General features: G+C 32.7%; 8 protein-coding genes. 1 reads left to right on the forward strand and 7 read right to left on the reverse strand.

Translation table 11 applies throughout. The features are described from left to right. Positions 1–133 precede the first annotated feature (133 nt). Entirely contained in the window at positions 134–1381 is a 1248-nt protein-coding gene (locus I5776_RS11285) for a DNA cytosine methyltransferase (RefSeq protein WP_202776514.1), read from the forward strand. A 459-nt stretch (positions 1382–1840) separates the two neighbouring features. Here I5776_RS11285 and drmB read toward each other — a convergent pair whose 3' ends face one another. From drmB to I5776_RS11320, 7 genes are all read right to left on the reverse strand, one after another. Further along, positions 1841–3745: a DUF1998 domain-containing protein gene (gene drmB / locus I5776_RS11290; protein ID WP_202776515.1), complete on the reverse strand. Its 1905-nt coding sequence runs from the start codon at positions 3743–3745 to the stop codon at positions 1841–1843. Beyond that, a complete protein-coding gene (locus I5776_RS11295; protein WP_202776516.1) occupies positions 3746–7309 on the reverse strand; it encodes a helicase-related protein in 3564 nt (1187 codons plus the stop codon). It abuts the gene before it with no gap. Between the two features lie 10 nt (positions 7310–7319). Continuing rightward, positions 7320–8831, reverse strand: coding sequence for a DISARM anti-phage system protein DrmE domain-containing protein (locus tag I5776_RS11300; protein ID WP_202776517.1), 1512 nt, complete (start codon positions 8829–8831; stop codon positions 7320–7322). Then, on the reverse strand, positions 8821–9774 hold the full coding sequence (locus I5776_RS11305) for a hypothetical protein (protein WP_202776518.1): 954 nt from the start codon (positions 9772–9774) through the stop codon (positions 8821–8823). The genes I5776_RS11300 and I5776_RS11305 overlap by 11 nt, the downstream gene beginning before the upstream one ends. 277 nt (positions 9775–10051) lie before the next feature. Then, a complete protein-coding gene (locus I5776_RS11310) occupies positions 10052–10597 on the reverse strand; it encodes a competence protein ComK (RefSeq protein WP_202776519.1) in 546 nt (181 codons plus the stop codon). Between the two features lie 155 nt (positions 10598–10752). After that, positions 10753–11793 carry a DNA sulfur modification protein DndB gene (locus I5776_RS11315; RefSeq protein ID WP_202776520.1) on the reverse strand — a complete coding sequence of 347 codons (1041 nt, stop codon included), beginning with the start codon at positions 11791–11793 and terminating at the stop codon, positions 10753–10755. 2 nt (positions 11794–11795) lie between these two features. Beyond that, positions 11796–12842, reverse strand: coding sequence for a DNA sulfur modification protein DndB (locus I5776_RS11320; RefSeq protein WP_246483774.1), 1047 nt, complete (start codon positions 12840–12842; stop codon positions 11796–11798). Positions 12843–13221 lie beyond the last annotated feature (379 nt).

A 13221-nucleotide genomic window follows, 5' to 3' on the forward strand; every position in this document is an offset into this window, starting at 1 on the left:
CACCTCTGTTTTATTATAACTTACATAACAATTTCTGTTAATTAATGTTTATAAGATAGAAAAAACTGGCCTTGTCCTAATAGAGATGATAGAATAGTATTAGATTATTATTTCTTGGGAGGTATGAACAAAAGTGAAAATTGAAGAAAGAGGACGCGCTAAATACCGCCCTTTAAAAGATTATGATACCAAAAAGATAAAACAACTTTTACTTGATAAAATAAATGAGGAAGAAGAAACAATACAAAATATAAAAACTGATAATCAACTCCCCATACTTGATTATCGTGAGGATAAAATAAATATAATAAGCTTGTTTTCCGGATGTGGAGGTTTAGACTTAGGAGTTGAATTAGCTGGATTAATTGCATCGATTGGAGAAGAAAAAGCACTTGAGGCTTTTGAAGATCAAGAATGGTTTAATTCCATTAGAAAAGAGAGTATCTTTCATACTATCTATACAAACGATCTTTTCAAAGAAGCAAACGAATCCTACAAATTAAATTTTCCTCCAGTATTTCAACAACAACTTGATATACGTCAGGTAAAGGAATTTCCAAAAGCTGATCTTGTACTCGGAGGATTTCCTTGCCCTGGTTTTAGTGAGGCTGGTCCAAGGTTAATAGATGATAAAAGAAATTTCTTATATATTCATTTTATTAGATGTCTTTTACAGTCTAAACCTTTTGCATTTATTGCGGAAAACGTAAAGGGTATGCTGACTTTAGGCAAAGGAGAAGTAATAAAGCAAATTGTGCAGGATTTTGCTTCAGCAGGCTATAATGTAAAATTTAAGTTGGTAAATGCAAGAGATTATGGTGTACCTCAATCAAGGGAAAGGGTTTTTATTGTTGGTATTCGTGATGATTTAGATTTCGAATATAAACATCCTGTCCCCACACACGGAAAAGGAAAATTGCCTTATGTAACATTAAAGGATGCTATCGGAGATCTAGAATCAGATCCAGGTGAATGGTTTGAAGGTGGATTTTCGCCAATATACCTATCACGTAATAGAAAGAAAAAATGGAGTGATCAAAGTTTTACTATTCAAGCATCTGGTAGGCAAGCCCCACTTCATCCAAGTGGACCCGAAATGAAAAAGCTAGGACCAGATAATTGGGTACTTCCCGGAGATATATCCTTACATCGCCGCTTTTCTGTAAAGGAAATTGCAAGAATACAAACCTTTCCAGATTGGTTTGTATTTTCAGACGGAGGAAATATGAATGTCCAAAAAAACAATAGATTAGACAAGCAATATAAACAAATCGGAAATGCTGTACCTGTTAGTTTAGCTACTGCAATGGGATTACCATTAGCTAAATGGGCAAAAGATAACATCTATTTAATTAGACAAGATTCTTTAATTTTAAAATGAAAATATATCCTTTTGGTCTTACCACTAAGGTAAGGGTTTTTTATCAAATTTCTTCTAACCTTTTGAGACACAAGTAAAGTAATATAGACACTAATTAGCCCGTTAGTAATTAACTAACCACTAAAAGGATGGCTTGAAAAAAGTACAGAACTTTATTCATTGCCAACATTTCACTAACTAATGAAATAGAGGAACTCATGAAATTAATTTAAAATGAGAGTATAATAAAAATTTCAGCCCGTAACTATCCAATTATACGGTTTACTTTTCTAGAATTATTATTTAAATTTTTTCCTTTGTAAAATCCCTTGAACATTCTTCATCGGTCACTTGCAAAAGAGCTGGACATTTTAAATCTAGCAAATGCACTAGCAAAAATCATTTTTTGCTAGTGCATTTTTGATTAAAATATTATTCTTAACTCCTTAAGTTAATCAAAATTCGAAACCACTAAGCATATTAAGAAAAAGCTATAATTTTTTCTTCATTTTTTATTCCAAAGTAACCTATCTTCTCATCAATAAGTAAGCTTCTATCTAAATATAAATTCCAATATTCACAAGACGTTTCCGGAATATGCGAACAGTTATAACAAGCTGCACCGTTTAAATTATTAACACCTTGTCCTTGAGTCTTTCCAAGCTCTGTACAAACTGGGTCGGAACTGCACCATTTTGCATTATTTATAGCCTTGTCTAAAAGATGGAAAAACTTCTCTTGTAATCCCAAGCGTACAAGCCCGCCTAAGGTGCCCTCCGAATCTCCCGCAGAAATATAGATTAAAACACCTGTCTGTCCCTCATCTAAGTAAAGCCTTTCCCTAATCGCCGCACGATTATAACCACAGATATTTGCAAGTTCATCAATTATAAAGTGAGAGAGTGTGTGCAACATTATATTCCTTGGTCTGAGAATAGTATCATCTCGATGTTCTATATGACCTACTCGTTGAAGATAATGTTGGAAATAATTCATTACCTCTTGAGACTCCCATTCACCGAGTTTTTTGGAATTCAATTGTAAAAAGATACCCTCGCCATATACCTCATTTACAGGAAGCCATTTTTCGATAATACCATCATAATCCCTATAAAGGGAAGGATAGTAACTACTGTAGTCATTACCATTTGTGTTTTTATAATCTTTCCGATCGAAGCCATATAAAGCAGTTGTTTCTTTCAATTTTAGTACTCTTGAAATACGTTCTAAATATGAGTTATAATAATTCTTGTTGTTTTCTGGACTATCTTCATAAATCCATTCGGGTTTAACTTTTAGTTCTTTTGAATTTACTGCAGACGTTAGCTTTTCAAATTCTTTTTGTTTAATCAATAGACCTGGTTTTTCTAGCTCCTCGTCCGTGTATTCAAATTCTTCCCTAGCTTCTACATACATCAGAGCTTCTTGAATATCCTGATCAGTTATCTCTTCCTTCAACTCAAATCTAAGATTTGTTCTTATAAACTGAATTTTTTTCTCTATATCTTCTAAAAAAGCCAGATTTGTTCGCAATAAATACTTAGCTGGAGATTGAATTTTTGATACAATCAGATCGACATTCTCGCTATAATTTCCTGGTATTGCTAGAGCGCTAATTTTTTTTGCCATATAAACGCTAATAGAGTTTCTTAAAATTGCCACTGGCACGGCGGAACATTCTTCTTTTTCTTCTCCACACCATGGACGTTCACCTTCACAAGTGTATTTTTGAGATCCTATTTTATTTAAGGTATCTCCTAAAACGCTTGTTTTCTTTTCACCATCATATGAAGATGTAACCCCTTGTAACCCACGGCTCTTTGTACATCCTTCACATTCAATTCTCCAGGAGTCAAGCGTTGTACCCCCACTCATACGTATTCTTAAATTGCCTTGACAAGTAGTATTTTCATCACCATGTACCCACTTACGCCAAGGGAAATCAGATAAATGACCATTCTCACAAACTACGACAAAAGGAACTTGTTTATAATATTTTTTTGTTTTACATTTTGGACAATCTAAGTATACTGAGGTTTGATCAAGCTCTAATTCTCTTAATGACTTACACGAACTACAATAATGCCATCTTGGAAAGCGCATTAAAGGCATGACTAGCCCACTGTTTGGAATAACTTCCATAGCATTTCTTGATATCTTTCTAAATTCTGGCGGAGTGTAAAATTTATCTACCTTTAAGATTGATTTTAGACGCGGCTCATTTACCGCAAACTCTTCAATATTTTTTGCTTTATTTCCTTTAGAATCTCTAAACCAGAGATCTAAAGAGCCTACAACAGCTGTTTCACCTTCAGGGCTAATTACTAATGCACCTGGTCCTTCTGTTCCGACCAGTTTAGAGCGTCTCATCGGTAAATATCGCATTTAATCATCGTCCTCCCAGACAAATTCGTCTTCCTCTTTTTCTATTAAAACAATAGAACCTCTACTTTCAACATCTACACTTCTCAACGTATTAATTACAGGAATACTGCCAGCATATTTTTCACCGTCACTTAAATTTCCAGCTTGATACATCAAACCACGTTCTGTATCAGAAACTCGCCAAGTTTCATAGCGTCCTTGTAAAATTCCATCTATGAACGCCTTAAAGCTATCTTTCCATACATCCAATTGATCAAAATCGATTAATTCTACTCGGTTTTTAAATCTTTTGCGAAAAGAATTGAAACGGTCATCTTTTATAACTCGTTTTAACTCTTTACTTGTAGGATAGTTTGCTATTTGCATATCCATCCGTTGACGTAAGAATCCGATTAGCACGCTTGTCAACCCTCGCTCTAGGGAAGCCGTAGAGAAAGGCGTTAAACTTGTTGTTTCTACCTGTGCATAAAGTCTTTGATGATATTCATTAAAGTGTTCAAAATGGGATTTATCGCGCGAGTTTTGATTAGAATATACTGTTATAATTAAACCCGGTCTCTCGTTAGGTCTTCGCCCTACCCGACCGCTTACTTGAATATATTGGGCTGTCATTTTAGGCTGGCTGACGATGCCCATTATTGATAAACGGTCAATATCGACGCCTACTTCAATAATATTTGAGGCTAAACATGACGTAAGAGCCTTTGTGCGTCCTTTACTATCTTTTGTAGTATAAGGAACATTCAGGTCATCTATAGTTTTAGAGATTTCGTTACTTTGTTTTCGGGACGTTAATTCTAATGGTGCCCCTAAAAATCTCCTATTACTAAATCCTTCTCTCTTAACTAACGCATCAATATACGTTGGAATATCGCTATTAAATAAATTTAATCCGGCCCCTAAATCTTTTAAGCTATTATAAAATGAAAGCAGTGTCCAAAATGGATCCCTATCATCTTCATGCAAGCTCTCCACTTTCTGTAAAATAGCTGAATACGTCATTACTTGTGCCATCAAAATACGCACCCTTGATGTAAAAACACCTACATACTTTCGACCGGGCTTTGGTTCCCCACTCTCATCAAAGGCCACTTTGGAAAAGAACGAATCATCAATGTCGACACCTGGGCTTGGGAACAGTCTTGCGTTTGTTCGTCCAAATAGGCATTTAGCTTGTTCCTCAAACTCTTTAATAGTTGCTGTTGCCGAAATAATTTTAGGCTTAACTGGTACCCTCCCACGATCGTCAATGCATAATTCCTCTATTAATACTTCATAAAGACCTGCAAGCGTCCCCAATGGTCCTGAAATTAAATGTAGTTCGTCCTGAACAATAATTTGTGGTGGTGATACAACTCGCACCCCCATTTCATTTAAGCCAAATAACTTTCTAGCTTCAGGTTGCCATGTTAATTGAACAAACTTATCGATTGTCCCAATTAAAAAAGTCGGTTGTTTTTCATAAATTGTATCATCTACGAAATAGACGGGAATTTCATCATGGAAATTACATTGTTCATCCGGGCATGCCACTATTAAGTTGTTATTTTTATTTTTAAATCCAATTACCTTGATCTCGTTGCGATTTGCACCTTTTCCCTGCACTTGTACCTTTCCTATTTGACAACCACACCAAGGGCATCTTGTTACTACGAGATTCTCAGGACCTTTTGACTTACTCATAGCATTTACTAGTCTTAACGCTTCTTTATTGGTATTAGGTGAAGTTTTTGATCCTACCCAAATTCCAATAGAATAAGGTACACGACCGAGGTCCTTTTCATTTTCTCGACGTACATATTCCATTGCACATATTAGTCTAGATGCACGCTGGAACTGGTCAGCTGTTAACAAACGTAAAGTATAACGCATTATAATATCTACACCAGCATCAGTAGGATCTATCAAGCGTCGGTAAAACATTTGAAATGCTGCAACGCCTAAATATGCCTCCGTTTTTCCGCCTCCAGTAGGGAACCAGATTAAATCAACTATTTCACGGTCTAAGGAATCCTTTTCTACTAAAGATTGGATTGATAATAAGAAAAAAGCGATTTGGAAAGCGCGCCAGCTATTATCACACGAGCTTAAATCGCTCATACTTCTTGTTGAATCGGCAAATGTTTTTTCGAATACTAGTTCTAATCCATTATCTCGTTTTTCAAAGTAAGCTTTACGTGGTATTTTACCATTAATTTGTTGTAATAAAATCGCTTGGTTAGCCATTTTGAATGCTGTGAGTACCTTAGGATTTTTCAATAATTCTAGTCCTTTTTTTATCCTGGTTAAGCTTTCCTTACAAAATTTCAAATTAGTTACTGCAGCTTTTTTTAATTCTTTTTGCAGGCTTTGTGTTTCTTCCTCGCGCTCAGCAATCCAATCTTTATAGCCTGTCACTAAAGGATGCAAAATTTGAAATAACTCATCATAGTTTTTCACATTCATTAAGGCTTGCATTTCGATTCTCAAATTTACTTCTTTGCCCTCAATATTCAACGTGACATCCGGAGTCATGCTCTCCGTTTCATATCTTGGAATAAATGTAGAATTAATTTCTGATATGTTTTTAGCGTATTGATTCCAAGTAACTGAACAGTAATGACCAATTGAGTAATTAGATTTGTATCTGAATAATAGCTCGTTATTCCACTCATTTTCAGTTAAATCTAAATTACGCTGGAAAACCTTTGGGTAATTTAAAAAGCTTCCTGTAGGAGCAGTAATAGTTAAATGAGATTGAAACACTGTAAACTCGTTTAAATTATGTCTTGCAGGAGGCTCTGATACATTTAAAACAGTCACTGTTAATAACGTATATTCCTCTTTTGCACGATATTGAATGTGTAATTTTAAGCTGATTCTTTCGATTCTATTTTTTGTGTTGTCATAAATATGAAAGGGAAATTGCTTTACACTAATACCTTTATTAAGATTAAATTCCGATAGTTTAATCTCTTTTTCGGCGAAAACAGATGTACGCAACCACCAGTATTCATCAAATTTGTAATGTTTTTCTTTGCCATTGTTTTCATCTTTGTGAATAATGTCTGCATAGATTTTATGTTTTTCATATATCCCACCTTTAAACTTAACTGTAAATGCTTTTGTATCCCTAGATAAGCAAAATGTCATTCCCATACTTGAAGGCATTGAATCTTTTTGTTGAATTTTAGGTGCAGCATCGTCTAAACCTGACTCCTCGTCTATTTCTTCTGCATTTAAGTTATCTAAGTGATCATAAAACTCTGCTTGTTGCTCATCGTTAATCACGTCAATTACTAGCTCGTCTTCTTCAGGCTCATTGTTTTCAAGGATCATAGGGTATAGCATACCGGCAGCATACCTTCGAGAAGGGGTATCTCTTTGGATAACTTCCTCCTTTAAAGTTGCCTTATTCCAATAATAATTAGTATTTAAGTCATCAAAATTATAAAATGTCGTATTGCCAATAACGTTTAAAGGTTTTGTAGCATTTTGAATGTTACTAGGACCTACAATTTCTTGTTCAATGGCATCAATAATTTGTTCACGATTATATAAAGATATTTCTAACTTTTTATCCACGTTCTACACCTCAACCTTTTATAATCTTCAAAGTTTCATTTTCTGGGGTAAAATATGTTTGCTTCGAAATTCTTTTTATTTCTACAATATTAAAAAATGCTCCTTTAAACTCTTTTGATCCAAATTTATAAAATCCGTTCTCATTGATCACATTTTCTAGATCCTTATCCAACTCATCCATCAAGGATTGGGAAATATGATGACCGGCTGAAATATGTGCGCTAAGAATTTCAGTAGCTGCATTTAATATTTCTTTTACCTCCTCCGTATCAAACTTAAAAGCTAGTAATAACTCATTTAAACAAGAAGGCTTAATAGAATGAATACTCATCCAATTTTTAATATTATTTTCTTTAGCAACCGAGATTCTATAACGCTGCATTAAAATCTTAGAAACCCTCTCAATCCCTTTCTTTTGCACATTGAGACGTAACCTTTTCTTCCATTTTTCTAGACTCTCTCGATATTTATCGGCGGTAATGCCCATAAGATTATCTGCCTCTTCTCTAACTAAATTTGAAGCATTTTGCTCTCGGAAAATTAATAAATCACCTGTATATAAATCATTAATTTTCTCTTGAGTTACCTTTAGGGAATCTCTATCGATGACATTTACTTTTTGTCTAAGAGGCAAGAAAATATAATTGTCGTGGGATATAGTTACTAATTTAACCTCTACTTTTTCTTCTAGAGGAATATTTTGAATGTTTTCAAACTGGCTAATTAATGCTTTTTCTGATTTTTTTATTATTCCTTTCGTAAAGGTTTCTTTAAAATCTAAGCCGGAAAATCCTTTATCAAAGGTAATATTTTTATAGATTGTATTTATTAGATGGCTATGATTAATTAAGTCCAAAAAACTTTTCCTTTTTGCCAATCGATTTTCGAAACAAGAATATCCTACAAATATAGTTTGATTTGCATAAAATACTGTAGAAAACTTGCTATCAAAATAACTGGGAGTCCCTAAAAATATAACTACATCTGCAAAAACTCCTAAATCCAAGAATTCTTTATCTGTAATTGCTCTATACATGGTGCCATTAATTTCAATATATTCACTTGATAATTTTTTCTTAGTTAAAAAATAGGTGTTTTTCCAAGAAAGGTGCTTCTCTTTAATTAATTTCAACAATGCGTCAATATAGGCATTATTTTGCTGTTTCCGTAATACCATTATCAAATCTACAATAGGTTGTATATTTTTTTTGAATAAGTCTGTATAAATTCGTTTCTTTGTTAAAGTAAAGTACTTCACGATTATGTCATTATTCTCTTTAAAGTAGGTCCTATAGCTTTGTACAGTGCCAACTACTTTGCGACATACTTTAATGAATGCCTCAGTTTCTTCTAACAGAAGTTGATCATGTTCATAATACTCCATAACTTCTTCCTTCAGTTCTTTCAAAGAATACATTAACTTCCCTATGTGATCTTCTTCAATCCTTACAAATTCTATCTTCACTGGCGAGGAAAATAATTTATTTGCTAGATCCAAATTTGCTCTTCTATTACCATGCAAAGATTTCGACTCCCTTTGGTATTTCAATTTGATTGTTATTCATGAATTCCAAAATATCTTTATTTAAGCATTGACCTTTATCCATCAAAAACTCTTGTTCAATTTTGAATTGAAGATCTTCAATTTTTTCATTTGATTCATGCAGGTCAGCGATAAAAATACATTTTTGTTGCTTAAATTGATCCATCATCCTAAGTGACCTGCTACTACCGACAAATATTATCGTTGATTCATTCGGAAGAAGTGAAAGTTGATTTTGTTGAATAAATGAAAAATTTTTAAAAGTGCCTTCTGTGCCATCATACAACAGTTCGTCTAATAGCATGTATCCTTCATTAATTTCTAGCTCAATTACAGATATATTATCTATCCATTCTTTCTTATTAGCGTATAAGTATGTTTTTGGGATATTTTGCATCATTAACAAATTAAGATTGTACTCAGAATATAAATTCTTTAATTTAATATTATTAGTTATATTCTCTACATTGTTTACTCTTCTTTTATTTCTAACTTCAGTTACTTCATTGTCGTAAATTCTTATATAATCAAACCATCTCGTTTCCGGTATATAGTTAATACAGTTTGTTCGATCTTTTACCACTATGGCTTTCGTATCTGTATTTGGAATTTTGCTAACTTCTAAAACAGAATGCGCTACCCAATCATTACCACTTTTATAAAGGATTCTTTGACCTTTTTTTAAACTAAGATACTTCCTTAATAATGTTTCTTTAGATACGTTCCTGAAATCGTAATCAATAGCTCCAAATACAAAAAAATAAGAGAACAGTAAATTAGAAGGCAAGGATATAAATAATTTAATAGGTTGTTTGGTTTGTTTTACAAAGTTAGCCAATTCTATACTAAATTTCATCCAGTCTTCTAGGTGTACAAATTCATTTGAAAAATTCCTATATTTCAAGCTATTTAGTGGCATCATCATCATTTCACCTTCAATTTAAATTAAATTCAAGCTGTCTAATAAATCATTTCTAAAAACCTGATAATTAGTCATCTATATAACTCACTTGAAAAATCATATTGTCAAATTTAAATAATTATGAACTTCTTAAATACACAATCCTATGTAATTTGTAATTTCCCCCAATTACCCTTTAACTTCTTTTTTTGTTTCGATAAAGTCAATATTAAATTTAATTATGAGAGTTATACAAGAAGAGCCAGCTAACAATTTAGCTGAACCTTCTTGTTTTTATTTAGTCCATTACAATATAACTATTACTTTCTGGATCTCTACAAATCGTTACTTTACTTAATTCGTCTATGTCCACTTCTTCTTGTCCCTGCTTATCAATTCGATCCTTCAATCTATAAGCTTTTTGTAATTTTTTCTCAAAGCTTTTTTGACTTACATCCAGAACTATTGAATGATCATTTTTAAATAAAACTTCTACTCTTTTTTTATTCACATACTTATGATTTTTATATTGTCCAAGGAATAACCAGACACAATTATTGTTTAAAGGTGACATAGTTGGAAAGCAATATATGCTTTGTTTTTCACTAATCATAATTGGAGTCATTGTTGTATTTCCTAAGAGATATTTAGCACCATCTGTTGCGCCACGATAACTAGAAGCATGATTTAGTAGACTAAAATTAATTATTTCAATTGGTCTCATATTTACTAAAAATACACGCTCAATTTCAATTACGATAGAGAGTAGATCTCCGTATTCATCGTATTTTGGAATGATAATGCAAGTATCCGGATTCGTTACGTACTTGTTTAACTTCTTCATTTTCGACACTCCTTTAGTATTAAAATCTTACATTTTCAACTAAAATAGAGTATACTAACCTTACGTTGGTATACTCCAACGTCCCAAAACCCTTAGGCACCGTCTTCCCGGACAATGTTACCTAAGGGTTTTTTATAGTTTGTTTCACATTTCCCTCACCCCCTTTGATTTTCAAGCCATTTCACTATTTCTTTTATATTTTTCTTGTCTTTTGCTAGATAAAAGTATTTTTCTCTTCCCTTTTTTGATCCTTTAAATTGTTCCCAATCTTTATTCGTCCTTTTCCAATTTACATTTCGGATATTTCTCATTCTTTCTTGCAATTTGATTTTCCGTTTTTCTATTGGAAGATGGTATAATCCCTTATTTGAATATAAAGCAACACTAATCAATACCGGGAAACTTGCAAGCATAGATTCATGGTAATCCCCTATGGAATGTGCTGGATAGAATTCGAATAATTGATCGAACCAGCCAATAATCAATTCGGAGTATTCCGCCAATTCGTGAGAAAGGTTGACATTTAACTCAAGCGAACTAGATGCAATATTACCTGTTAGAAAAATAGAAACCAATTGTCTTAACTGTGACAGTGATAATAACTTTTTATTTCCGGGTCTTATAATTGCCTGTTTTTCTGTTTCCACACCTGCTGTTTTAAGTAATGCATGGTGTTGTAATATATAGTTGGTTATTTGATTAATTTCATTTCTCGAATCAAACTCGATTCTTTTTGATAAAGAAACTTTTTTTCCTTTTGTATTTAGGTCAATATAAAGTTGATCGGACTCAAGTTTTGTCAGTCCTTCAAAAATTTGAAATGCAAATTCGGTTTCTTTTAATGAATACATTAACATAAATGCTTTCTTTGCTTCTTCATCATTATCGCTTTTTATGGCCTTTGCAATCATGTCATCTAATTGCAATAAGGCTTTAATTCTTTTCGATCCATCTATTATTGTAAGTTTTTGCGGCTTTTTCTTACCAAGCTGAGCTTTATCCACACTCGCTACAATTGGCGGGAAATATACTTGTTGTTTATGTGCATTTTCAAAAATATATTTTTTTATCGATCTTACTTGGGATTGCCTGACCTCTTTAAACACGAGCCTATCCTCAGCAAACATACATTTTATTTCTTTCAAAGAATAAGAAATAATGGTTTGTCTCTTAGTAAAAATTTCATTAATGATCATAATTATTTCCTCTCTAATTCTAATTTGGAAAGAAAAATTAAAGATAACTTTTGAATAGCAGTTATGCTGGAATGATTTTTAATTCTACCTGATGTTGGATCATAGAGGTGGGTAAAAAGAGGATCAGTGTGCTTCCAAGTGCAGTGTTTTTTTAATGCTATAAGTTTTTCAATAGCTTCCATATGTGTGGTAGACTGATTTCTTGTAAGTTGATAGACTGTATAAGCCAAAGCTATTTGAATACCTGTTAATCCAGAAACATACTTTTTCCTATTTTCCATTTGACGTGGAAATAATCTTATCCACATTTCAAAAAAAGCTTTTGATATTATTGGAACGTCCGAAGGTTTACAATTTCGAGGATATGCTTCACCATTCTTTGCCCCTAATACACCTTCAAATAAAGCAATTAAGCATCTTCGCATAATAGCAAGTGAAGTAACTGCAGAGCTTTGGTTTGTGAGTCTTGAAAGTTTTTGTTCAATTTCTAACTTATACTCTAATTGACTTGCTAGATTTCTTGTCAATTCATTGTACTCATCTCTATGATCATACTGAACAATTAAACCGACGTGGGCTTCTTTCCTTTCAGTATTCGTATCTGTAAATAGCTGCCTTTCCTCTTGTTGCGAAAGATTTAAATAAATTTGCATTGCAATAGGATAATTCTTTAATTTATCTATGTATGTTTGAATTTTTTCCGCCTCATCAAAGTTACCAAACTCTTCAGCAGATTCTTTTTTTGAATTGAGATTACTGATGGCACTTAGGAAAGCCTTCGCCCTATGTTGTCCGTCCAAAATAAAAATCTTGCTTCCCGGATCAAGTATCCAACCTTCATTCGTCTCTTTAATCCCTGATCTACTTGAGAAAATGAAAGGAGAAAAATAAAAGTCTTCATTTTTTTCAATACATTTTAATATATATTCTCTAATTTCAAACCTTCTTTTAGGGTCTAGTTTTCTTTGAACTTCATGATCTACCTCAAAATTGGCTTCTAAAGTTTTGAATGGCAATTGGGTAACTAATACCTTTTTACCAAATTGCATGTATGGATTCCCATTTATTTTTGTTAATACACCTACATTTGACATATTTTGCACCTTCTTTCGAATTATATTATAAACGCATATAGTTAATTATGTCTATTATTAATTTCAATGTTCCGATTATTTCTTATTCTTTGATATATTCAAACAAGTTAAGTATTTATAACATTGACAAAAGTATTTAAAAGAAGTATTATTAATTTTTTATCTATTTTACAAACAAAAGACGCACAACATCCAATTTAATGTTGTACGTCTTTTACATTTTAATATTTGAAACTAGCTCTATTCCATCTTGCTTAACTTACTTCAAAAAGTAGACTTTGCTTTCCCTCTATCTAAATAAACTTGTTTCCTTGTACTCTCCATTACTTTTAAA

Source organism: Heyndrickxia vini, assembly GCF_016772275.1.
Lineage (GTDB): Bacteria > Bacillota > Bacilli > Bacillales > Bacillaceae_C > Heyndrickxia > Heyndrickxia vini.